The organism is Aestuariirhabdus litorea, assembly GCF_003864255.1.
GTDB classification, from domain to species: Bacteria; Pseudomonadota; Gammaproteobacteria; order Pseudomonadales; family Aestuariirhabdaceae; genus Aestuariirhabdus; species Aestuariirhabdus litorea.
This window is the reverse complement of record NZ_QWEZ01000002.1, coordinates 528,493-550,125: the sequence shown is the minus strand read 5'-3', so window position 1 is coordinate 550,125 and position 21,633 is coordinate 528,493. Positions and strand designations below refer to the sequence as shown.

The following is a 21,633-nucleotide window of genomic DNA, read 5'->3' as shown; positions in this document are numbered from 1 at the left end:
AATATGCTTCTAGACTTGGTCTGTATGCAAATCATACTGCGCACCCATCGCTCAGGTTCATAGCTCGTCCTGGCAGGGGTTGCTGGCCACTGGAGCGCTGACTTTGGGTGCTGCACCTATTGAGTGAGGCGTTCCCATGCAACTTTTTCACGACCTTAGTATCGGCAAAAAGATCGGCTTTATCATCCTCCTCCTGACGACATTGCTCGTCATCACATCCGCCTTCGGCCTGTTCAAAATGAACGCCATCGGCAACGAACTGCAAACGGTACAGTCCGAGGATATGCCGCTGATCGAAGTGGTCTCCGATATCACCATCAAACAGCTGGAAACCGCCATCCGTATCGAGCGCGCCATGCGCCTGGCGGGTATGACCAGCAGCAACCAAACGATCGCCCTCCTGCACGAAGAGGTCACTGCGCTGTCCGCCGAGATCAATGCAGAGATCAAACAGGGGGAGACCATACTGGTCCAGGCCCAGAGCCATGCTCTCAGCCCTCAATTAGCCGCCGAACTGGAGACCCTGAGCCGCGCCCTGAAAGAGACAGAGCATGAACACCAGGCCTTTGAAGCACAGGTTGAACAGCTGTTGGCACAACTGGATCAGGGTCAGACCGTGACGGAAGCCTCCGTGCTGGCACTGGAGAGTTCCCAGGCCGCCATCAACGAGCACCTTGCGACCATTCTCAAGGGCATCGAAACGATGACCGAGCATGCCCTTGAGACCGTTCACGCCGATGAGGCCTCCGCGTTTACCGGCATGTCCGTTCTTACTGTGCTGTCAGTGTTGTTAGGCATGCTGCTGGGAACCCTTATTACGCGGGCGATCACCCGCCCTCTGGCGCAAGCGGTCGATGCCACCCAGCGGCTGGCTAACGGCGACCTGACGGTGCAGATTGAGGCCCGTTCCACCGATGAAACCGGCCAGCTGCTCAGCGCCATGCAGCGGATGAGCCTGAAACTGCAGGATATGGTCTCCCAGATTGCGGCAGCCACCGAGCAGCTCAGTGGTGCCACCAATGAGGTGGCCACCATCACCACCCGCACCGCCAAGAACATCGAGCTACAAACCGAGCAACTGAGCCAGACCTCGGTTGCCATGAACGAAATGTCCGCCACGGTGCGCGATGTCGCCCACAATGCCTCCGACGCAGCGGACTCAACCGCCACCGCAGAGGCCGAGGCGCGCAAGGGGGAGCAGACCGTCGAGCAGGTTAACCACTCGATCCATGAACTGGCACTTGATATAGAGCACACCAGCGAGGCCATCACCCGCCTCAGCAACGAAACGGAAAACGTCGATTCGATTCTCGAGGTGATCACCTCCATCGCCGAGCAGACCAACCTGCTGGCGCTCAACGCCGCCATCGAGGCGGCCCGTGCCGGCGAACAGGGGCGGGGGTTCGCGGTGGTTGCCGATGAGGTGCGAACCCTGGCTTCACGTACCCAGGATTCGATCAGTACCATCCAGACCATGATCGGCAGCCTCAAGAGCGAGGCCAAACAATCCGTCGAGGCAATGAACAGCGGCTACGCGAAGGCCAACCAGGCCGTTGAGCTGTCCGAGCAGGCGGCCTCAGCCCTGGTTGAAATCAACCAGTCGGTGGACCGGATTGCCCAGATGAACACCCAGATAGCCAGTGCCGCTGAGCAGCAGAGCGCGGTCGCCGAGCAGGTCAACCGTTCCGTCAGCATGATCAATGAAAGCCAGCATGAGGCCTCATCCGGAGCCCAGCAGGTAGCGGTTGCCACCGAGGAGTTGGCACAGCTCTCGGAAAACCTGAAGGGGTTGGTCGGCCAGTTCAAGCTGGCTTAAGCGGGCATATTGACCCCATTAAAAAAGGCTCCCGCGGGAGCCTTTTGACGTGCAATGTGCGCTAGCCTCAGGCCAGCATGGAGCCCTTGAGCTTTTTCATCGCATTCTTTTCCAGCTGGCGAATACGCTCGGCCGATACCCCGTACTGGGCGGCCAGCTCGTGCAGGGTGGATTTCTCCTCCGCTAACCAGCGCTGCTGTAAAATATCGCGGCTACGCTCATCCAGCTGGGACATGGCGTTCTCCAGGCTGTCGATCGACTGCTGGTTCCAGTCCGCCTCCTCCAGCTGGGTCGCCGGATCAAAGCGTTTGTCCTCAAGGTAGTAGGCCGGTGCCAGGTAGGCGGCGTCCTCATCGTCGCCCAGCGGGCTGTCGAAAGAGGTATCCTGGCTGGCCATGCGGCCCTCCATCTCACGCACTGTTTTCTCATCGACCCCGAGATCCCGGGCAAGGCTGCTGACCTCTTCGTTGGTAAACCAGGCCAGGCGCTTCTTGTTGCTGCGCAGATTGAAGAACAGCTTGCGCTGCGATTTGGTGGTGGCGATCTTCACAATACGCCAGTTTCGCAGGATAAATTCGTGAATCTCGGCGCGAATCCAGTGCACCGCAAAGGAGACCAGTCGAACCCCCTTTTCGGGGTTAAAGCGACGTACCGCCTTCATCAGGCCCACATTACCCTCCTGAATCAGGTCAGCTTGCGACAGGCCATAGCCTGAGTAGCTGCGGGCGATATGCACCACAAAGCGCAGGTGCGCCAAAACCATCTGCCGGGCGGCTTCCAGGTCGTTCTCAAAAAACAGGCGCTCAGCCAGCTCCCGCTCCTGCTCGGCGGAGAGAATGGCCACACTACTTGCCGCACGAATGTAAGCATCGAGGTCACGCCCCGGTACCAGCATCTCGACTCGTTGCAGTTCTTTGCCCATTAATTAAAAAGCTCCATAGGTTGATGGACCGTGAATTCTAGCATCCTGCCTGTAAGAGTGCGAATAGGGTTGAAAGTTCCAACTTAGACAAATTATGCATAAGAATATCAACCCCTTAGCGACACCTGAACGGCCCGCCCCTGGACCTCTCCTGTCAGCGGGGCTCTATCTCCCGCAGGTGGCGTACCGCCGCCAGCCAGGCACCGCACCAGCCAAGCGCGGCCCCCAACAGCACCAGCGCCAGGGAAGCGCTGAATCCCAGCCCCTGCAGTTGAAACTGGCTCTGGTAGAGAGCCGCCAGGCGCGCCGCCGGCCCCTCGACCAGTAACACCAACAGTTGCACCAGCACCGCCGCCAGAAGGCCCGCCCCAACGCCGTACCAGGCGCCGGTGTAGAGGAAGGGGCGTCGCACGTAGGCGTCACTACCCCCTACCAGCTTGACCACCAGAATCTCGTTGCGCCGGTTTTCGATCGCCAGGCGGATGGTGTTACCGATCACCAGCAGCACGGCCACCGCCAGCAGCATCGCCAGCAGCAGGCTACTGCGCTCACCCAGCTGCAGGATCTGCCGCAACCGCTCCACCCACTGAAGATCGAGACTGGCCAGCTCAACATCCGCCAGCTGCTGCATCTCATCCACCAGCTGGCGCCCCAGCTCGCCCTGCAGGGCCTCCAACTGCGGACGCAGAATCAACACCGCCGGTAAGGGGTTGTCCTCCAGCTGGGCCGTCACATCGGCCAGCCCGGAATACTGCTCAAACTCCGCCAGGGCCTGCTCGGCAGAGAGGTACACCAGGGACTCGATGCGGGGGTCGGCCCCCAGCTTCTGCATCAGGGGGCTGTGTTGGGCCCCTTCGCGCAGGTAGAGGGTCAGCTGGGGGGAACCGTCCCAGCCCGCACTGAGCTGCTTGAGGTTAGCCACCGCCACCAGCATCACGCTCGGCAGGACCAGTGCCACCGCCATCACCAGACAGGTCATCAGCGTCGCCGCTGGCGCCTGCAGGAGTTTTTGCAGACTCTGCACCCCCATCTGCCGGTGGTGGTGCAAGGCGCCCCCCAGTCGGTCACCGCTGTGGGGACGCGCCTTACGCTGCACGGCGGGCCGTTTGCGTCGTGCGCCGGACTCGGCACTGCGCTTCGGATCTGCAGCCTTCGGTCGGGCGGCAGGGGTTGCCCCCCGCCCACTGCGGCTGGCGCCCCGTGGATAATCAGCCATCGGCCACCAGCCTCCCCTGGTTCAGGGTCAGTACACGGTGGCGCATGCGCTCGATCAGCGCCATGTCGTGGGAGGCGATCAGTACCGTCACCCCCACCTGGTTGAAGCGTTCGAACAGGGTCATGATCTCGGCCGACAGCCCGGGGTCCAGGTTGCCGGTGGGCTCATCGGCCAGCAGCAGCTTGGGCTTGTGGACCACCGCGCGGGCAATACCCACCCGCTGCTGCTCGCCACCCGACAGGCTAATAGGGGGCAGCTTTTCCTTATCCAGCAGGCCCACCTGATCCAGCGCGGCCCGCACCCGCTTGCCGATATCCACCCGGGAATAGCCGGAGATCTGCAGGGGCAAGGCGACATTTTCAAAAACCGAACGGTCGAACAGCAGCTGGTGATTCTGGAACACCACGCCGATCTCCCGCCGGTGCGCCGGGATCTCGCCCCGCCCCATGGAGCGCAGGTTTCGACCGGCGATGCGAACCTGGCCGTGGGTGGCCCGCTCCATCAGCATCACCAACTTCAGCAGGGTGCTTTTGCCGGCCCCGGAGTGGCCGGTCAGAAAGGCCATCTCCCCCGCGTTAATGTGAAAGCTAACCCCTTCCAGCCCTACCTGGCCGGTAGGGTAGCGCTTACTCACCTGATCAAACTGGATCACTGGACAACCGCTCCCAAGCCCTAGAGGCGGTCCATATCAAAGAGGGCATCAACAAACTCGTCGGCCACGAAGGGGCGCAGGTCATCGATCTGTTCACCAACCCCAAGGAAGCGGATCGGCAACTTCATCTCCTGGGCCATGGCGAACACGATGCCCCCCTTGGCGGTACCATCGAGCTTGGTCAGCGCCATACCGCTGAGGGAGACCGCCTTATTGAACTCGCGGGCCTGGTTAAGGGCGTTCTGGCCGGTGCTGGCATCGACCACCAACAGCACTTCGTGGGGGGCACTGTCATCGAGCTTGCCCATCACCCGCTTGACCTTTTTCAGCTCCTCCATGAGGTTATCCTTGTTGTGCAGGCGACCGGCGGTATCGGCGATCAGCACATCGATATTGCGTGCCCTCGCCGCCTCCACGGCATCAAAGATCACCGAGGCGCTATCCGCCCCGGTATGCTGGGCGATCACCGGGATCTCGTTACGCTCTCCCCACACCTGCAGCTGCTCAACCGCAGCCGCCCGGAAGGTATCACCGGCCGCCAGCATCACCCGCTTGCCCTCGACCTGAAGCCGCTTGGCCAGTTTGCCAATGGTGGTGGTTTTACCCACCCCGTTGACCCCTACCACCAGAATGACAAAGGGGGTTTTACTGTCATCGATAGCCAGCTGCCGGTTGGCAGGCTCCAGCAGAGTCCGCAGCTCGGACTTGAGGGCCCCCAACAGGGCGTCGGCATCATCAAGCTCCTTGTACTTGACCCGCTGGATCAGGCCATCGATGATCTCCCGCGTGGCGGCCATCCCCACATCCGCCACCAGCAGCTGGGTTTCCAGCTCCTCCAGCAGGTCATCATCGATCTCCTTTTTACCAATGAAGAGGGTGGTCACCCCGGCAACCAGCCCCGACCGGGTCTTGGCGAGGCCCCGCTTCATGCGGCCAAAGAGACCCTCCTGGGAACTCTCTTGCGGTTGGGGCTCCTGGCGGGTGGTGACGCTGGCCACCTCTGCCACGGGCTCGGCGGCGCTAGCCTCAGGCTGCTCAACCTCAGGGTGATCGGCAGTGCTGTTTTCATTTTCAGGGGTGGCGCTATCGCCGCGCTGCCAGAACCAGCGTTTTTTCTCGGACATGAACCTATCCCGGGCTATGCGCCCAAACTATGGAACCAATCGTGTAACGGGCTATCTACAAAAATCAGTGGCAACGGGAACCCTGGCAGTTCGATAGCCGGTGCTCAGAATAATGGGTATCCTATCACTAGTCAGCCCGCTTCGACATTCGTAAACGTTCATACAGGACCGATCCCACCATGCGCTTTTTCTGGCTTTCGGGGCGTCTCGCCTCCCTGCTTGGGCTGCTCTTTATCAGCAGCCAGGGCTTCGCCGCCGCCAGCAGTACCCACGAATACGTTTTACCCAATGGCCTTAAACTGATCGTTCGCGAGGACCACCGGGCGCCAGTGGTGGTCTCCCAGGTGTGGTACCGTATCGGCTCCAGTTACGAGTCGGTCGGTCATACCGGCCTCTCCCACCTGCTTGAGCACATGATGTTCAAGGACAGCAAGCGCCTCGAAACCGGTGAGTTTTCACGCATCATGGCCCGTGTCGGCGCCAGTGAAAATGCCTTTACCAGCCGCGATGCCACGGCCTATTACCAAGTCCTGGCGGCCAACCGCCTGCCCCTGAGCTTTGAACTGGAAGCGGAGCGAATGCAGAACCTGGTGATCTCCGATGAGGAGTTCACCCGCGAGCGGCAGGTGGTGCTGGAGGAGCGGCGGCAACGAGTGGAAGATCGCCCCGAGGGGATCACTTACGAACGTTTCCAGGCCACCGCTCACCAGGCCAGCCCCTATGGCAACCCGGTGATCGGTTGGCAGCAGGATCTCGAGTCGATGCAAGCCGACGACCTGCGCCGCTGGTACCAAAACTGGTACAGCCCCAATAACGCCATCGTTGTGGTGGTTGGCGATGTAGACCCCGAAGAGGTACTGCAGCTGGCGACCCGCTACTTCGGCCCTATACCGGCGCGCCCCCATCCGCAGGTCAAACCCCTGGTGGAGATCAATACCCCCGGAGCCCGCCGCATCGAGATGGAGCTGGAGACGGCCCGCCTCCCGTCGCTGTACATGGGCTTTAATGTGCCGGTGCTCAACACCGCGGAGCAGGAGTGGGAAACCTACGCCCTGCGCATGCTGTCGGGGGTGCTCGATGGCGGCTACAGCGCTCGCATCGAAACCCGACTGGTACGGGGCAGCGAAGTCGCCTCCAGCGCCGGGGTTGGCTACAGTGCCTTCAGCCGGGGCGACAGCCTGTTCACCTTCAGTGGCGTGCCCAACACCCAGAAAGGCCACGATCTGGAGGAGTTGGAGAGCGCCTTTTGGGAACAGATCGAGCAGCTGAAGCAGACCCCGCCGTCCCAGCAGGAGCTGGACCGCATCAAGGCACAGGTGATCTCCTCACTGGTCTACGAGCAGGACTCCATCTCCAGCCAGGCCCAGCAGATCGGCATTCTAGAGAGTATTGGCCAGAGCTGGCGGGTAGCCGACCAGGAGCTTGACCGCCTCAACGCCATCACACCCGAACAGATCCAGCAGGTGGCGCAGAAATACCTGACCCGGGAACGGGTCACCGTTGCCACCCTCAGCCCTAAAGCCACCGCCAGCCAGTAGATGAGCACCGCACCCATGAAAGCGCAAAAACCCCGCATTAATCGTCTCTTCCTGTGGACGCTGGTGGCCACCCTGCCGCTGGCCATTGTCCTGCTGAACCGCTCCGCCGTAAGTGACGTGCAGCCGACCCCTGCCGCCGAGCCGAGCCCGACCCCCGTCTTGCTTGCGCCAGCTGTTGAACGGTTCGAGTCCCTGGCTGCGATCGAGGCCAACCCCACGGTTAAACGCCGGCCACTGGAGATCCAGCACTGGAATACCTCCAATGGCGCCCGGGTCTACTTTGTCGCCGCTCCCGAATTACCGATGGTGGACCTGCGCCTGGTATTCGATGCCGGCTCGGCCCGGGATGGCGACCAGGCGGGGCTGGCCATGATGACCAGCGGCCTGATCGGCGAAGGCACCCGCCAGCTCGATGCCGGTCAGATCTCCGAAGGCTTTGAAGGGCTGGGGGCTGAGTTCGGTGCCAGCGCCTACCGCGATATGGGCATCGTCTCCCTGCGCAGCCTGAGCGCCAGCGCCCAACTGCAACCGGCTCTGGCACTGTTTACCCAGGTGGTGAGCGAGCCCAACTTCCCCGAAGACGCGCTTGCGCGCACCAAAAACCAGGCGATCGCCTCCCTGGAGTACCAACAACAGCGTGCCGGGGAACTGGCCAACCTGCGTTTTTTCAGTGACCTCTACGGGGACCACCCCTACGCCACCCCCAGCCGGGGAACCCAAGAGAGCCTGGAGGCGATGACACAAGCTGACTTACAGGGGTTTTTCCAGCGCTATTACGTGGCCCGCAACCTGGTGATCTCGCTGGTCGGCGACCTCGATCGCCGCGCGGCTGAGGCGATCGTCGAGCAGGTGAGCTTGAGCCTGGCCAGCGGTGAACCCGCTCCCGCACTGCCGGAGCCTCCGTCCCTCGAAGGCCCTATCCAGACCCATATTGACCACAACAGCCAGCAGACCCAGATCCTTATTGGTGGACTTGGCGTCGCCAAAGGCGACCCGGACTATGCGGCCCTCTACGTGGGCAACGAGATCCTCGGCGGCGGCGGATTCGGCTCCCGGCTGATGGAAGAGGTGCGCGAGAAACGGGGGCTCACCTACGGCGTATACAGCCACTTTGCCCCCATGCGTGAACGCGGCCCCTTCCTGGTCAGCCTCAAAACCCGTGCTGACCAGACGGAGCTGGCGTTGCAGGTGGTTAACGAGACCCTCTCCGGCTTCCTGGCCGAGGGGCCCACGGAGCAGGAGCTGAAGACCGCCAAGCAGAATATCCTTGGCAGCTTCCCCCAGACCACCGCCAGCAACAGCAGCATCGTTGGCCAGCTCGGCTCCATCGGCTTTTACGACTTGCCTTTGGACCAGCTAGAGCAGTTCCTGAGCGAGATCGAGTCGGTATCACTTGAGCAGATTCGAGCGGCGTTTGCGCGCCACCTCGACCCGCAAAAGCTGATCACCCTCACCGTGGGTCAGGCCGCGCCTGAACAGGCAGACTAATGGCAAAGCCGAAACCCTCACCGCGCAAGGCCGCACCCCCAGGGCGCCCCTCCCAGGTGCGCCTCATCGCCGGGCTCTGGCGGGGCCGAAAACTGCCGGTGGCCGATCGCGAGGGGCTGCGCCCCACCCCTGACCGGGTGCGGGAAACCCTCTTTAACTGGCTGGCGCCCTGGGTGCCAGGCAGTCGCTGCCTCGACTGTTTTAGCGGCACCGGGGCCCTGGCCCTGGAGGCGCTATCGCGGGGGGCAGCGCAGGCCTGCCTGCTGGAGTTCGACCAGGGGGTCGCCCAGCAGTTGCGCTGCAACCTGGCCACCCTCAATGACCAGCGTGGCCGGGTGATCCAGGGAGATGCCTTGCTGCAGCTGGCGCAGCCGGCCCCCGAGCGGTTCGACCTGGTTTTCCTCGACCCCCCCTTTCGACGCCAGATGCTGGCCCGCTGCTGCGAGCTGCTGGAAGCCAACGGATGGCTGGCGGAGGAGGCCCGCATCTATGTAGAGTGCGAAAAAGAGCTGAGCCTGGAGTCCCTGCCCTCCAACTGGACCCTCTACCGTGAAAAGAGTGCCGGCCAGGTGAGCTACCGCCTGTTCCAGCGACAGCCCTAGAGCTCCCCCCCTATCGGGGCGAAAAACTCCTCCTCCATAGGGCGAAACTGCTCACGGGCAAACTCCGTCAAAAACACCCTCTCCAGCGCCATGATCTGGTAGATGCCCCGCCGGATCATGTCGGAGGTGAGGGTCGGATCCCCCTCCTCCTGTACCACGGTTCGCAAAAAGCCCACCCAGGAGGTCATGATAATCCAGCTGTTGTAGGCCAGCGCCTCCACCTCCTCGGGGGAGGCCTTGAGATATCCGGCCTCCACCAGCCCCTGATAGATCGCCCTGCCCTGCACCAGGCAGTGCTGGGCCAGCGCCCGGTAGCCTGCACGTAGCTGCGGATCGCAATCGAGAAGGTGTTCGAGGTCGCGGTGGAAAAAGCGGAAGCGCCAGATCCCCTCAAAGATGTTTTCCAGGTAGCCCCGCTTATCCTCCAGGGTCAGGGGACGGCCCTCGGGTAACTTCAGGATCTGCTTGATCTCAGCCTCGTAACCGAGGTACAGCTCGTAGATGATCTGCTGCTTGTTACGAAAATGGTAATAGAGGTTACCCGGCGAGATGCCCAGGTCCGCCGCGATATGGTTGGTGGTTACGTTACGCTCCCCTACCTCGTTAAAGAGTTCCAGGCTGGCATGGAGGATACGATCACGGGTTTTTAGCTTGGCCACCGGCAGTTCACCTGTTAGGTTCTGTTTGACACTTTAGAGCAATTACTCTAGATTGACCAGACTAATATCTGACCAACCATAACACCGAGGAGCGGTCACACCGCTTCCAACCTGACCCAGATCGCGGAGACACCCCATGGCCACCGAATTAAAACAGATCGGCGAACAACAGCAACAGATGGAGCGCATGCAAGCGCTGTTCAAACGTCAGCAGCAGGCGTTCCGTGAGGCTCCCATGCCCTCCGCGGATAAGCGCATCGCGGACCTGAAAAAGCTGAAGCAGATGATCCTCGACCACCAGCAGACGCTGATTGAAGCCATCAACGAGGATTTTGGCGGCCGCTCCAGCGACGAATCCCTGCTGGCGGAGATCATGCCCAGCATTCAGGGCGTCAATTACGCCATCAAACACCTCAAGCGCTGGATGAAACCCAGTAAGCGCCACGTCGGTGCCCACCTGGCGCCGGCCAAGGCCCAGGTGGTCTACCAGCCTCTGGGGGTGGTGGGCATTGTAGTGCCCTGGAACTACCCCCTGTTCCTGGCGGTCGGCCCCCTGACCACGGCCCTGGCAGCGGGTAATCGCGCCATGGTTAAAATGTCCGAGTACACCCCTGCCACCGCGCAGCTGTTCGCCCGGCTGGTGGAGGCGGCCTTCAGCGAAGAGGAGGTGGCAGTGATCAATGGCGAAGCCGAGGTAGGAGCCCGCTTCAGCGAGCTGCCCTTCGACCATCTGCTGTTTACCGGCTCCACCAGCGTCGGCCGCCACGTCATGCGCGCCGCCGCCGACAACCTCACTCCCGTGACCCTCGAGCTGGGCGGTAAATCCCCCGCTATCGTGGGTCCGGATGTCCCTCTGGCCGATGCTGCCGAGCGCATCTGCTTCGGCAAATCCTTCAACGCAGGCCAGACCTGCGTCGCCCCTGACTATGTACTGGTGCCGAAGGAGAAGGAGGAGGCCTTCGTTGAAGCCTATCGTACCGCCTTCACTCGCATGTTCCCCAGTCTCAAGGGCAATCCCGACTACACCCATGTGATCAACCAGCGCCAGCACTCCCGTCTTAACGCCTGGCTGCAGGATGCGGTCGAGAAGGGGGCGCGGGTCACCTCCCTGGGAGACGACGGCGATGAAGCCAGCCGCTGCATGCCACTGCAGATTGTGCAGGCAGCCACCGACGAAATGACCCTGATGCAGGATGAGATCTTCGGCCCCATTCTGCCCATTGTCCCTTACGACACCCTTGAGCAGGCGCTGGATTATGTGAAGGATCGCCCCCGCCCCCTGGCCCTCTATTACTTCAGCTATGACAAGCAGAGCCAACAGTTTGTGATGGAAAACACCCACTCCGGCGGTGCCTGCATCAATGAGACCCTGTTCCATGTGGCGGTGGATGATATGCCTTTCGGCGGTATCGGCCCCTCCGGCATGGGTCACTACCATGGCAAAGAGGGTTTCCAGACCCTTTCCAAGGCCAAGGGGGTGTTTATCAAGCAGAAGTTCAACGCCGCGCGCATGATCTTCCCCCCCTACAACAAGCCGATTAACCGACTGCTTTATAAGCTCTTTATTCGATAGGGAGGGTACTCCATGACCCCCTTTATGCGCGATGGGCAAGCCACCGACCCGAGTCGCCGCCGGCTTTTGCGCAGCGGTCTGCTCGGTACCCTGCTGCTGGCCGGATCGGGCACCCTGGCCAGTCTCGGGGGCTGCTCCCGACAACCTCCGGCCGCCACAGGGTTGCAACGATTGAGGGCCGAGGACCAGGCTTTTTTTGCGGCACTCTACCCAGTGGTGCTGGGCAGCAGCCTCGCCCCGGAATCCGCCCGGCGCGACCGCCAGCTGGCGGAGGCAATCACCTCGCTGGACCGCTTTATTGCCCATATTTCACCGGCGCTGCAGGAACAGCTGACGCAACTGCTGGACCTTCTGCACAGCAGTGCCACTCGGGGCCTGCTGACCGGCGTCTGGGGGGGCTGGTCGTCGGCCAGTGATGAACAGCTTAACGCCTTCCTGCTGCGCTGGCGGGACAGCTCACTGGCCACCTTGCGCATGGGCTACAGCCAGTTGATGCAGCTGATGGTGATGGCCTGGTATCTGGTGCCCGACAGTTGGCCCGCCGTGGGCTACCCCGGCCCACCCTACCAGGACCAGCTGATCACCTCACCGAACCACTACTAACCGAACTACCATACGCACAACCACTATTTACGGGAGATCGACCATGGCGATTGATGACCCTATCCGCCGCGGTATCGAGTCGGGCTGGAAGGTGCACAAGGGTGCCCTTTTTGAGCAGGACCACAGCTTTGAAACCGATGTGGTGATCATCGGCAGCGGAGCCGGAGGCGGGACCAGCGCCGAGATTCTGGCCAGGGCCGGGCTGCGGGTGCTGATCGTGGAGGAGGGGCTGCTGCGCTCCTCCAACGATTTCAACATGGATGAGCAGACCGCCTACGCCGACCTGTACCAGGAAGGCAGTGCAAGAACCACCAAGGATGGCGGCATCACCATCCTGCAGGGGCGAGCGGTGGGCGGCACCACCGTCGTCAACTGGACCTCCAGTTTTCGTACTCCAGCCCCGACCCTGGAGCACTGGCGCGACCACTACGGTATCGACGGCTTCGAGCCGGAGGCCATGGCCCCCTGGTTCGAGCGCATGGAGCAGCGGCTGGGTATCGAGCAGTGGGCGATGCCGCCCAATGAGAACAACGACCTGCTGCGCCGAGGCTGCGAAGCACTGAATTACAGCAGCGCGATCATCCCGCGTAATGTGCGTGGCTGCTGGAATCTCGGCTATTGTGGTACCGGCTGTCCCACCAACGCCAAGCAGTCGATGCTGGTAACCACCATACCCGCGGCCCTTGAGCAGGGAGCGGAACTGCTTTACCTGGCACGGGCACAATACCTGCGCTGGGAGGGAGAGCGGGTCACCGAGCTGGTCTGCTCGGCGATGGACAGTCGCTGCGCCAAGCCCACTGGCGTCACCCTGCGCATTCGGGCCCGCCACTTCCTGCTCGCCGCCGGCGCCATCGGCAGCCCCGCGTTACTGATCCGCTCCAATGTTCCCAATCCCAGTAGCCTGCTCGGCAGGCGCACCTTCCTGCACCCGGTCTCCTTCAGCTATGCGCAGATGCCCGACCCGGTGGAGGGCTATTACGGCGCTCCCCAATCGGTCTATTCGGACCACTTCCAGTGGGATCAAGGCGTCACCGGCCCCCTCTCCTACAAGCTCGAAGTGCCTCCCCTGCAACCGGCACTAACCGCGGCCCTGTTCAAAACCACCGGCGACTCGCTGCACCAGGTGATGGAGGCCCTGCCCAATACCCATGTAATGCTGGCACTGATGCGGGACGGCTTTCACCCTCTCAGCCAGGGGGGTAACGTGCAGTTGCGCAACGATGGCACACCGGTGCTCGACTACCCCCTCACCGACTACCTGTGGGACGGCCTCAGGCGCTCACTCCACAGCATGGCGGAGATCCAGTTTGCCGCCGGCGCCCAGCGGGTGCGCCCCAGTCATCAGGACAGCCAGTACTTCGACTCACTCAGCAAGGTACGCGAGCAGATTGACCGCCTGCCCATGCAGGCCTATCGCATGATGGTGGGTAGTGCCCATGTGATGGGGGGCTGCATGATGGGGCGGGATCCCAATAACTCCGTTATCGACTCACTGGGGCGTCACCACCAACTGGAAAACCTCAGTGTTTTTGATGGCTCTGCCTTCCCCACCAGCATCGGTGCCAACCCTCAGCTCTCCATCTACGGGCTGGCTTGCAAACAGGCCACCGCCCTGGCCAAACAGCTGGGCGACCGCCCGCCGGGCTGAGCCCCGGCGAGTTCAAGGGGTATGGAGTTTGTACCGGAGCGGTGTTTGGGCTACCATCCCCATCCTTTGAACCCTATTCGGGCTAACCCTATACGGAACCTGCTGATACGATGAATACCGTCATTTATCCCGGTACCTTCGATCCGATCACCTACGGCCACGGCGATCTGGTTAACCGCGCTGCTCGCCTGTTTGATAAGGTGGTAATCGCGGTAGCAGACAATCCCAAGAAAAAGCCCCTGTTTGATCTGGAGACTCGCATCCAGCTCGCAGAATCGGTGACCTCACACCTGAGCAATGTAGAAGTGATCGGCTTCAATAACCTGCTGGCCGAATTCGTCACCCAGCGCAACGCCAACGTCATCCTGCGGGGGCTGCGGGCGGTATCCGACTTCGAGTACGAGTTCCAGCTGGCCAATATGAACCGGGTACTGGCCCCTTCGGTGGAGAGCCTGTTTCTGACCCCCTCCGAAAAGTTTTCCTATATCTCCTCAACACTGGTACGGGAGATCGCTTCCCTTGGCGGAGACGTATCCAAGTTTGTTCACCCGGTCGTGGAAACCGCCCTCAAGGAACGCTTTCATGGCGCCACTGCCTAACTATTTATAAAGTCGCCGATAAGGCGCAGGAAAAACGAAGAGAAGCTTTTATGGCCCTGATGATTACCGACGAATGCATCAACTGCGATGTGTGCGAGCCCGAATGCCCCAACAGTGCAATCTCTCCCGGGGAGGAGATCTACGAGATCGACCCCAACCTCTGCACCGAGTGCGTGGGTCACTACGACGAGCCCCAGTGTGTACTGGTATGCCCGGTAGACTGCATCCCCAAAGATCCCGACCACGAGGAGACCCAGGAGGAACTGCAGGAGAAATACAACATCATCACCAGCGCTTGAGCGGGTTGCGGTGGAGGTGAAGCCATCACTTCACCCCATCGCACAGGACCCTCAAAACTCCCGTTCGGTGCATCCCAGGCAGCGCCTGAAAGTGGCATCGAAGGGGCCCACCACCAGACTGTCGGCCGCTTCACCCACATTGCCTCCGAGCGCCGAGAACGGCAGGGTCAGCACAAAGGCGGCTGAGCCCAGCACCAGCAGGCCAAACGACACCGGACGTACCACCACTTCAGCGGCCATTCGATAGGCTTTCAAGTCTTTTTCATTCGCGGCCCGGTCATCAACCGCAGCCCTGGCAGGCATTGCCAGTACGGTGGTGGTCAGCAGGACGGTCATCCACGCCACTGCCTTTGATCTTAAACCTCGCATCTCCGTTCCCTCCAGCTGTCCGTCTTACCGGGGTTGCCCGGTCGAGTACTAACTATAACAAAGTTCTACAACAATGCTCGTTAACACCCGGTCAGCGTTCGCTTTTGTGAGCTGGTGGGTGCTTCCTCCTCCCCCCGCCAGGCCCGCTCCGGGTAGCGTGGGGGAAACTGGTTATAAAAACGCAGCTGCCGCTCCAGCTCCTGCCTATAGGTCTGTGCCGGCATCCTCGCCTCGCCCACCACAATGCGTTTGCGCTCAAAATCCAGCGCTACTGGCAGAATAGGAACCTGGGCCCCACGGGCAATGTGGTAAAAACCCGCCTTCCACCCCCGAGTCAAGGAGCGCGTCCCTTCCGGGGATAGTCCCAGCACAAAGTGGGAATGCCGATCGAACGCCTCCACCGCCTGCTCTACCACCCCGTGGGATCGATGGCGTTTGATGGCAATCCCTCCCCAGGCCCTGAACAGGCGACCCATCAAAGGCCATTTAAACAGGCTGTGCTTGCCAAACCAGCGAGCCCGCAGGCGCATTACCAGCTTGGCAGCGATCAGAATCACAAAGTCCCAGTTGGAGGTGTGGTAGCCCACCACCGCCACGTATTTGGGCAGGGTTGGAAGTTCGCCGTCAATTCGCCAACCGAGGGTTTTAAGGACGGTATTGCCAGCCCACTCGGCGAAGGGGCTGCGGGGGTAATAGTTACTGCTCATCGACTGTTACCTGAATCGTCACGGGGCTCCTGGGCCCCCTTTATTAGGGTTTATTGTTGTTAGGGGTGCTGCCGCACTAACGTTGGCAGTACCGACAGTATACGGTGCTGCGCTGGGCCAGCTGAACACCCACCAGCGCCTCACCACAGCGGGTACAGGGTTGCCCCCCGCGCCCGTAAACATGGAGTTGCTGGCTGAAATAGCCTGGCTTGCCATCCCCGCCAACGAAATCCCTGAGGGTGGTACCCCCCTGCTCGATCGCCGACGCCAACACCTCCCTTACCGCGGTAGCCAGTAACCGCATGCGCTGGCGGGAGACCCGGCCGGCTGCTCGTCGGGGGTCGATACCCGCCTGAAACAGCGCCTCGTTAGCGTAAATATTGCCTACGCCGACCACCACGTGGCTATCCATCAGCCAGCTTTTTATGGGGCTGCGCCGACCGCGGCTGCGTCTGTAGAGGTAGTCCCCATCGAACTCCGACCCCAGGGGCTCCGGCCCAAGGGAGGCCAGTAACCGGTGTTGACTGGCTGGCGACTCAGTCCACACCATGGCGCCGAAACGGCGAGGGTCACAAAAACGGATGCGGTGGCCGTCTTTCAGGCAGATATCCACGTGGTCGTGCTTACCGGGGGGTGTATCCCGCATCAATACCCGCAGGCTACCCGACATCCCCAGGTGGATCAGCAGGGTCCCCTCGGCAAACTGGACCAGCAGGTATTTGCCCCGACGCTCCACCCGCTCTACCCTTTGCCCCTGGATGCGACCAGCAATGGCCGCCTCTACCGGCCAGCGAAGGCGTGGCTCACGCACCTCGAACGCCTCCACCTCTGCCCCCTCCAGATAGGGGGCAATGCCGCGACGGGTGGTTTCAACTTCGGGTAATTCGGGCATCCGGCGACTCCTGTGTAATGGCCCCAGCGTACCAAATCCAGGGCCGGAGTCACCAGCGCTTAGCGCCGCTCAGGCAGCGTCATGTAGCGTGCTGAGTCACCCCGACGGGCCGCCCGATCCTTCAGCTCCATGCGCGCCAGGCTGCGCAGGTGAACCTCATCGGGACCATCCGCAAACTGCAACATACGACCGCCCGACCAGATATTGGCCAGAGGCGTGTCCGGGCTCAACCCCATAGCCCCGAAGGCCTGTATCGCCCGATTGGCGACCTGTGTCAGCATGCGCCCCGCCGCCACCTTGATCATACCGATCTCCTTGCGAGCCGCCTTGGCCCCCACCTCATCCATCATCCAGGCAGCACGCAACACAAGCAGGCGAGTCTGGTCGATCTCCATACGCGAGAGCGCAATCCACTCGGCCACCGTTCCGTGCTCGTGCAGGTAGCGACCAAAGGCCTTGCGCTCTTGCACCCGATCGCTCATCAGCTCCAGGGCCAACTCTGCCATGCCGATGGTGCGCATGCAGTGATGAATGCGGCCAGGGCCGAGGCGAGCCTGGGCAAGGGCAAAACCGCTCCCCTCACTACCCAGCAAGTTGCTTACCGGCACCCGCACATTGCGGAACAGGATTTCACAATGCCCCTCAGGCGAGTGGTGATTCATCACCGTGATGTTACGTTCAATCTCGACGCCGTCGGTATCGATCGGCACCAGCACCATGCTCTGGCGCTGGTGCACCTCTGCCTCGGGGTTAGTCTGCCCCATGACGATCAGCAGTTTGCAGTTGGGGTGTGCCGCACCGGTGATAAACCACTTGCGACCGTTAATCACATAATGGTCGCCATCGCGCTGGATCAGGGTCTGGATATTGGTCGCGTCCGAGGAGGCTACATCCGGCTCGGTCATGGCAAACGCGGAACGGATACTCCCCTCCATCAGGGGCTTCAACCAGGACTCCCGCTGCTCCTCATTGGCAAACATATGGAGCAGCTCCATGTTGCCGGTGTCGGGAGCATTACAGTTGAACACTTCGGAAGACCAGGGGACACGCCCCATAATCTCAGCCAGGGGGGCGTACTCCAGGTTGCTCAACCGAGTCCCTGGCTCATCCTCCCGCAGCCCGGGCAGAAACAGATTCCACAACCCCTCGCTACGAGCCAGCGCCTTGAGATCCTCCATAAAACTGGGCGGATAGATACCCTGCTGCTCAACCTCTTCGTGCCACTGGCCAATCCGGGGCACAACGTGGTCATCCATAAAGTTCTGCAAGCGGGCTTTTAACTGCTCGGTCTGCTCGTTAAATTTGAAATACATATCGCCCTCCGGCACAGGTCATCAGTGATGAGCAAATTGTACCGGCTGTCTACGGGCGGGGGCATGGGGTTAGGAAAATAACCCCTCATTCACAAAGCCTATAGGAGCCCCTCCTTCCGCTATGAACCTATTGGCACTCCCCCAGTTGGTAAGCCAGCACCTGGGTGTCGCTGCACGCCCCACAGGAGTTGCTGTAGCTCTTTTCGGTACCATCCTTGCGCAGCCCGCAGACCGGGTTGTAGTCCATGGTGCAGATCTGGAATACGGACCGGTCCTCGGGGCATGTCAGCATATCCTCTGTCACCGTGGGCCCCATGCAACCTGCCAATACAGGCATTATCGTGACCATTACTACCCCTAAAGAACGCATCATACTCACCTTTCTGTTTGTCTCACCCCATCATAGCGGGCACTTATTTCGACCGCCATTAACAGCCTCTCAGAAATCCGGCGCGCTTAACAAAACCTTCATCTCTCTCACCTAAGATGGATTTCAAACCCACCAGGAGCTCGCTATGACACAGGCTAAACCGACCCCTGCGTTTGCCATCACGCCTCTGTCCCTTCCCCAGAATGTCACTTACATGGCGCTGATCGGCGATCAGGGAAACGAGCTTCCGATCACCCAACGTATGATCGAGCAGGCCTGCACCTCCATCAGCCCCCCCTCCCCCGCTCTTCCTCCCATTAAAATCTGCCGGGCAAACCGGCTCTGCGTCTATACTGGGTTTGATCGCGCCATCAGTTAGCAGAAGATTTCTGGCACTTATCTTGCTATAATTGCGCCCCTTTTTCACTCAGGCCAAGCGGCCCGCCTCCTGTACCGCTCTGCCACCACGCGAGTTCCCCATCTATGTCTGCTGACCACGCCACCGATTTTGCCTCTTTCGGGCTTGCCCCCGCCGTCTTGCAAGCCGTGCAAAAGGTAGGCTATGAAACGCCCTCCCCCATTCAGGCCCAAAGCATCCCCTTTCTGCTCGAGGGTCACGACCTGCTGGGCCAGGCCCAGACCGGTACCGGTAAAACCGCAGCCTTTGCCCTACCGCTTCTTTCACGCATTGATGTGAACCTGCAGAGCCCTCAGTTGTTGGTTCTGGCGCCTACCCGCGAACTGGCGATTCAGGTGGCCGAGGCCTTCCAGACCTATGCCCGCTTTCTGCCTAACTTCCATGTCCTGCCCATCTATGGCGGCCAGGCCTACGACCAACAGCTTAAGCACCTCAAGCGCGGTGTACAGGTGGTGGTGGGTACCCCCGGTCGTGTCATGGACCATATCCGCCGCGGCACCCTGAAACTCGACGGTCTCACGTCGCTGGTACTGGATGAAGCCGACGAGATGCTGCGCATGGGCTTTATCGATGATATCGAGTGGATTCTTGAGCACACCCCCTCCAGCCGGCAAACCGCGCTTTTCTCCGCCACCATGCCGGCCCAGATTAAGCGGGTCGCCCAGCGTCACCTGCGCGACCCCAAGGAAGTTAGTATCCAGGAGGCCACCACTACCGCAAAAACCATCCGCCAGCGCTACTGGCAGGTGAGCGGGCTGCACAAGCTGGATGCCCTCACCCGTATCCTGGAGGTGGAGCCCTTTGAGGCGGTGCTGGTTTTTGTGCGCACCAAAACCTCCACCGTTGATCTGGCCGAAAAGCTCTCGGCTCGCGGCTATGCTTGCGAGGCGCTCAACGGCGACATCCCGCAAAACCAGCGTGAGCGTACCGTTGACCGCCTCAAAAAGGGGGCACTCGATATCCTTATCGCCACCGATGTAGTGGCACGCGGGCTCGATGTCGAGCGCATCAGTCACGTGGTGAACTTCGACATCCCCTACGATGTCGAGTCCTATGTGCACCGCATCGGTCGAACCGGTCGCGCCGGTCGCAAGGGTGAGGCGCTGCTGTTTGTTGCCCCCCGCGAACGCCGTATGCTGAAAACCATTGAGCGGGTCACCCGCCAGCCCATCGCCCCGATGGAGATCCCCTCGGCGGTTGATATCAACCAGCACCGCATCAGCCGCTTTAAGCAGCAGATACTCGATACCCTCGAGAACCAAAACATCGATCTCTATCACCGCATGGTGGCAGAACTCAGCGAGGACCAGGAGATCGACCCCCTGGCGATCGCTGCAGCCCTCGCCAGCCTCACCCAGAAGGGCAAGCCCTTCCTGCTTAATGAGAACGAGCCAAAACCCCGCAAAGAGTCGGTGAGAGTGGTTGATGCCGCCCCTGCAAAGCGCCCGGAACGGGCCAAACGGAACGACGAGCGCAAGAAACCCAAGTCCACCTCTGACCGGCCGCTGCCCCTCAAGGACCACCCCGAGGTAGTGATGGAGCGTTTCAAGGTGGATGTGGGCTACGAGCATGGCGTAAAGCCCGGCAACCTGGTGGGTGCCATCGCCAACGAGGCCGAGATCGACAGTCAGTTTATTGGCCATATCGAGATCTTCGACGACTTCAGCACGGTCGACCTGCCGGAGGGTATGCCTAAAGAGACCTTTGAGGCGCTGCGCCGTACTTGGGTCTGCCAGCAGAAGCTCAACATCCGTCGCCTGGGAGCCAGCACCGAGACTAGCTCAGCGGCCCCTGCAAAGCGGCCGGCCAAAGCCGCCAAGCCTAAAGCCAAAAAACCGCGCTAACCAGAGCCAAAGGGCGCCAATCCGGCGCCCAGGAACCTCTCCTCATGGGCCGTGGCCTTGCTAGCCCCTTGCCACCCACGCTAGCATGGATGGTCACCCGCGGCTGCTTTTGCGTTCCTTATCGGTGCGTACAGCCACCGGTTCCCCGGCCTCTGAACCACTGCCCCTAATCCTGCCATGACCACTCCATTCTCAGCCAACTGGATCCAGCGCCTCCCTCCCTCCCTTCGCCACGTCATCCACGAGCGCATGAGCCGCAAAACCTTCAATGACGGCGACTACATTTACCGACGCGGTGAGGTGGGGGATAACCAGTACCAGATCATCAGCGGCTCGGTACGCCTGCGGGCCGTCTCTGAGCGCGGCAAAGAGGCCACCTACGTCATCTATGGACCCGAGGACTGCTTTGGCTTTCTCTCCGTACTCGATAGGGGGCCTCGCCCCCATGACGCCATTGCCGTTGGCACCGTCGAGCTCCACCGGCTTGATTACGCCGACTTCGAGGCGCTACGTACCCTCTATCCCCTGATCGATCGCGTACTCTGTGAGCATCTGTGTCAACGCACCCGGGAGATGATCAGCCTGTATGAATCCGGTGCCTTCTTCCGCCTTCGGCGCCGGCTGGCGCACCAGATCCTTTTCCTGCAATCCTTCGCGGGGCGTCCCTCAAAGGAGGGCTACATTGAACTCGACCTGACCCAGGAGATGCTGGCCTCCTCGGTCTGCGCCACCCGCCAGGCGGTCAACAAACTGCTTAAGGAGTGGTCAGACGACGGCGTGCTCGACTATCACTACGGACATATCCGCATCATTGATCCGCACCAGTTGCATATGCTCGCCCAACAGGATGAACCGGAGTAACTCACCAAAGCCGTTGGCCTGCGCCACACTGTCATCTACATGGCAGACTTTCCGGCGCTAACCCCCTACCCTGTAGGCTACAGTTATCGCTCAGTTTTGAGCCGGAGCTGAGATCCTTCC

The 21,633-nt window shown here is 61.1% G+C and carries 22 protein-coding genes; 12 read left to right on the top strand and 10 right to left on the bottom strand.

What is annotated here, in order from left to right:
* Positions 1-136: 136 nt before the first annotated feature.
* A complete protein-coding gene (locus D0544_RS12550; RefSeq protein WP_125016659.1) occupies positions 137-1,816 on the top strand; it encodes a methyl-accepting chemotaxis protein in 1,680 nt (559 codons plus the stop codon).
* Positions 1,817-1,883: 67 nt separating this feature from the next.
* On the opposite strand, the gene rpoH is transcribed toward D0544_RS12550, so the two are convergent.
* The 4 genes from rpoH to ftsY form a co-directional block, all read right to left on the bottom strand.
* Positions 1,884-2,738, bottom strand: coding sequence for an RNA polymerase sigma factor RpoH (gene rpoH / locus D0544_RS12545; protein ID WP_125016657.1), 855 nt, complete (start codon positions 2,736-2,738; stop codon positions 1,884-1,886).
* A gap of 154 nt (positions 2,739-2,892) precedes the next feature.
* The gene (ftsX, locus tag D0544_RS12540) at positions 2,893-3,954 is read right to left on the bottom strand and encodes a permease-like cell division protein FtsX (RefSeq protein ID WP_125016655.1); all 1,062 of its coding nucleotides are present in this window, start codon (positions 3,952-3,954) and stop codon (positions 2,893-2,895) included.
* Positions 3,947-4,606, bottom strand: coding sequence for a cell division ATP-binding protein FtsE (gene ftsE, locus D0544_RS12535; protein ID WP_125016653.1), 660 nt, complete (start codon positions 4,604-4,606; stop codon positions 3,947-3,949). Before ftsE ends, ftsX begins: the two co-directional genes overlap by 8 nt.
* Before the next feature lie 20 nt (positions 4,607-4,626).
* Entirely contained in the window at positions 4,627-5,730 is a 1,104-nt protein-coding gene (ftsY, locus tag D0544_RS12530) for a signal recognition particle-docking protein FtsY (protein WP_125016652.1), read from the bottom strand.
* Positions 5,731-5,909: 179 nt separating this feature from the next.
* Between ftsY and D0544_RS12525 the strand changes: the two genes are divergently transcribed.
* From D0544_RS12525 to rsmD, 3 genes are read left to right on the top strand one after another with little or no spacing between them, the layout of a single operon-like run.
* Positions 5,910-7,268, top strand: coding sequence for a M16 family metallopeptidase (locus D0544_RS12525; RefSeq protein ID WP_125016650.1), 1,359 nt, complete (start codon positions 5,910-5,912; stop codon positions 7,266-7,268).
* A gap of 15 nt (positions 7,269-7,283) precedes the next feature.
* The gene (locus tag D0544_RS12520; protein WP_164880923.1) at positions 7,284-8,756 is read left to right on the top strand and encodes a M16 family metallopeptidase; all 1,473 of its coding nucleotides are present in this window, start codon (positions 7,284-7,286) and stop codon (positions 8,754-8,756) included.
* Positions 8,756-9,358, top strand: a complete 603-nt coding sequence (rsmD, locus tag D0544_RS12515) for a 16S rRNA (guanine(966)-N(2))-methyltransferase RsmD (RefSeq protein WP_125016646.1) — start codon at positions 8,756-8,758, stop codon at positions 9,356-9,358. Before D0544_RS12520 ends, rsmD begins: the two co-directional genes overlap by 1 nt.
* On the opposite strand, the gene D0544_RS12510 is transcribed toward rsmD, so the two are convergent.
* On the bottom strand, positions 9,355-10,017 hold the full coding sequence (locus D0544_RS12510) for a TetR/AcrR family transcriptional regulator (RefSeq protein WP_125016644.1): 663 nt from the start codon (positions 10,015-10,017) through the stop codon (positions 9,355-9,357). The genes rsmD and D0544_RS12510 overlap by 4 nt on opposite strands.
* Before the next feature lie 136 nt (positions 10,018-10,153).
* On the opposite strand from D0544_RS12510, the gene D0544_RS12505 reads away from it, so the two are divergent.
* The 5 genes from D0544_RS12505 (at position 10,154) to D0544_RS12485 (ending at position 14,739) form a co-directional block, all read left to right on the top strand.
* On the top strand, positions 10,154-11,590 hold the full coding sequence (locus tag D0544_RS12505) for a coniferyl aldehyde dehydrogenase (protein ID WP_125016642.1): 1,437 nt from the start codon (positions 10,154-10,156) through the stop codon (positions 11,588-11,590).
* A gap of 12 nt (positions 11,591-11,602) precedes the next feature.
* The gene (locus tag D0544_RS12500) at positions 11,603-12,193 is read left to right on the top strand and encodes a twin-arginine translocation pathway signal protein (RefSeq protein WP_125016640.1); all 591 of its coding nucleotides are present in this window, start codon (positions 11,603-11,605) and stop codon (positions 12,191-12,193) included.
* 43 nt (positions 12,194-12,236) lie between these two features.
* On the top strand, positions 12,237-13,841 hold the full coding sequence (locus tag D0544_RS12495) for a GMC family oxidoreductase (protein ID WP_125016638.1): 1,605 nt from the start codon (positions 12,237-12,239) through the stop codon (positions 13,839-13,841).
* Positions 13,842-13,951: 110 nt separating this feature from the next.
* The gene (coaD, locus tag D0544_RS12490; RefSeq protein WP_125016637.1) at positions 13,952-14,440 is read left to right on the top strand and encodes a pantetheine-phosphate adenylyltransferase; all 489 of its coding nucleotides are present in this window, start codon (positions 13,952-13,954) and stop codon (positions 14,438-14,440) included.
* Positions 14,441-14,490: 50 nt separating this feature from the next.
* Entirely contained in the window at positions 14,491-14,739 is a 249-nt protein-coding gene (locus tag D0544_RS12485) for a YfhL family 4Fe-4S dicluster ferredoxin (RefSeq protein WP_125016635.1), read from the top strand.
* Positions 14,740-14,790: 51 nt separating this feature from the next.
* Here the strand turns inward: D0544_RS12485 and D0544_RS12480 are convergent, their stop codons facing one another.
* The 5 genes from D0544_RS12480 to D0544_RS12460 form a co-directional block, all read right to left on the bottom strand.
* A complete protein-coding gene (locus D0544_RS12480) occupies positions 14,791-15,075 on the bottom strand; it encodes a multidrug transporter (protein ID WP_125016633.1) in 285 nt (94 codons plus the stop codon).
* Positions 15,076-15,188: 113 nt separating this feature from the next.
* Positions 15,189-15,815, bottom strand: a complete 627-nt coding sequence (locus D0544_RS12475) for a 1-acyl-sn-glycerol-3-phosphate acyltransferase (protein WP_125016631.1) — start codon at positions 15,813-15,815, stop codon at positions 15,189-15,191.
* A 76-nt stretch (positions 15,816-15,891) separates the two neighbouring features.
* A complete protein-coding gene (gene mutM, locus D0544_RS12470) occupies positions 15,892-16,707 on the bottom strand; it encodes a bifunctional DNA-formamidopyrimidine glycosylase/DNA-(apurinic or apyrimidinic site) lyase (RefSeq protein WP_125016629.1) in 816 nt (271 codons plus the stop codon).
* A gap of 59 nt (positions 16,708-16,766) precedes the next feature.
* Complete coding sequence (locus tag D0544_RS12465; protein ID WP_125016627.1) at positions 16,767-18,020, bottom strand: acyl-CoA dehydrogenase family protein; 1,254 nt, start codon at positions 18,018-18,020, stop codon at positions 16,767-16,769.
* A gap of 127 nt (positions 18,021-18,147) precedes the next feature.
* Positions 18,148-18,312, bottom strand: a complete 165-nt coding sequence (locus D0544_RS12460) for a Kazal-type serine protease inhibitor family protein (protein ID WP_164880922.1) — start codon at positions 18,310-18,312, stop codon at positions 18,148-18,150.
* Positions 18,313-18,535: 223 nt separating this feature from the next.
* Between D0544_RS12460 and D0544_RS12455 the strand changes: the two genes are divergently transcribed.
* From D0544_RS12455 to D0544_RS12445, 3 genes are all read left to right on the top strand, one after another.
* Entirely contained in the window at positions 18,536-18,769 is a 234-nt protein-coding gene (locus tag D0544_RS12455; RefSeq protein WP_125016623.1) for a hypothetical protein, read from the top strand.
* Between the two features lie 104 nt (positions 18,770-18,873).
* On the top strand, positions 18,874-20,652 hold the full coding sequence (locus D0544_RS12450; protein ID WP_125016621.1) for a DEAD/DEAH box helicase: 1,779 nt from the start codon (positions 18,874-18,876) through the stop codon (positions 20,650-20,652).
* Positions 20,653-20,829: 177 nt separating this feature from the next.
* Positions 20,830-21,513 (top strand): Crp/Fnr family transcriptional regulator, encoded by a 684-nt coding sequence (locus D0544_RS12445; RefSeq protein WP_125016619.1) that lies wholly within the window; start codon positions 20,830-20,832, stop codon positions 21,511-21,513.
* The last annotated feature ends 120 nt before the right edge of the window (positions 21,514-21,633 follow it).

Bases quoted from the DNA above. Each gene is read 5' to 3' on its own strand.
- D0544_RS12480 (WP_125016633.1), bottom strand. From the start codon at position 15,075: ATGACCGTCCTGCTGACCACCACCGTACTGGCAATGCCTGCCAGGGCT.
- ftsY (WP_125016652.1), bottom strand. From the start codon at position 5,730: ATGTCCGAGAAAAAACGCTGGTTCTGGCAGCGCGGCGATAGCGCCACC.
- D0544_RS12520 (WP_164880923.1), top strand. From the start codon at position 7,284: ATGAAAGCGCAAAAACCCCGCATTAATCGTCTCTTCCTGTGGACGCTG.
- coaD (WP_125016637.1), top strand. From the start codon at position 13,952: ATGAATACCGTCATTTATCCCGGTACCTTCGATCCGATCACCTACGGC.
- rsmD (WP_125016646.1), top strand. From the start codon at position 8,756: ATGGCAAAGCCGAAACCCTCACCGCGCAAGGCCGCACCCCCAGGGCGC.
- D0544_RS12495 (WP_125016638.1), top strand. From the start codon at position 12,237: ATGGCGATTGATGACCCTATCCGCCGCGGTATCGAGTCGGGCTGGAAG.
- D0544_RS12460 (WP_164880922.1), bottom strand. From the start codon at position 18,312: ATGCTGACATGCCCCGAGGACCGGTCCGTATTCCAGATCTGCACCATG.
- mutM (WP_125016629.1), bottom strand. From the start codon at position 16,707: ATGCCCGAATTACCCGAAGTTGAAACCACCCGTCGCGGCATTGCCCCC.
- D0544_RS12475 (WP_125016631.1), bottom strand. From the start codon at position 15,815: ATGAGCAGTAACTATTACCCCCGCAGCCCCTTCGCCGAGTGGGCTGGC.
- D0544_RS12455 (WP_125016623.1), top strand. From the start codon at position 18,536: ATGACACAGGCTAAACCGACCCCTGCGTTTGCCATCACGCCTCTGTCC.
- D0544_RS12465 (WP_125016627.1), bottom strand. From the start codon at position 18,020: ATGTATTTCAAATTTAACGAGCAGACCGAGCAGTTAAAAGCCCGCTTG.
- ftsX (WP_125016655.1), bottom strand. From the start codon at position 3,954: ATGGCTGATTATCCACGGGGCGCCAGCCGCAGTGGGCGGGGGGCAACC.
- D0544_RS12450 (WP_125016621.1), top strand. From the start codon at position 18,874: ATGTCTGCTGACCACGCCACCGATTTTGCCTCTTTCGGGCTTGCCCCC.
- rpoH (WP_125016657.1), bottom strand. From the start codon at position 2,738: ATGGGCAAAGAACTGCAACGAGTCGAGATGCTGGTACCGGGGCGTGAC.
- D0544_RS12500 (WP_125016640.1), top strand. From the start codon at position 11,603: ATGACCCCCTTTATGCGCGATGGGCAAGCCACCGACCCGAGTCGCCGC.
- D0544_RS12445 (WP_125016619.1), top strand. From the start codon at position 20,830: ATGACCACTCCATTCTCAGCCAACTGGATCCAGCGCCTCCCTCCCTCC.
- D0544_RS12525 (WP_125016650.1), top strand. From the start codon at position 5,910: ATGCGCTTTTTCTGGCTTTCGGGGCGTCTCGCCTCCCTGCTTGGGCTG.
- D0544_RS12485 (WP_125016635.1), top strand. From the start codon at position 14,491: ATGGCCCTGATGATTACCGACGAATGCATCAACTGCGATGTGTGCGAG.
- D0544_RS12550 (WP_125016659.1), top strand. From the start codon at position 137: ATGCAACTTTTTCACGACCTTAGTATCGGCAAAAAGATCGGCTTTATC.
- D0544_RS12505 (WP_125016642.1), top strand. From the start codon at position 10,154: ATGGCCACCGAATTAAAACAGATCGGCGAACAACAGCAACAGATGGAG.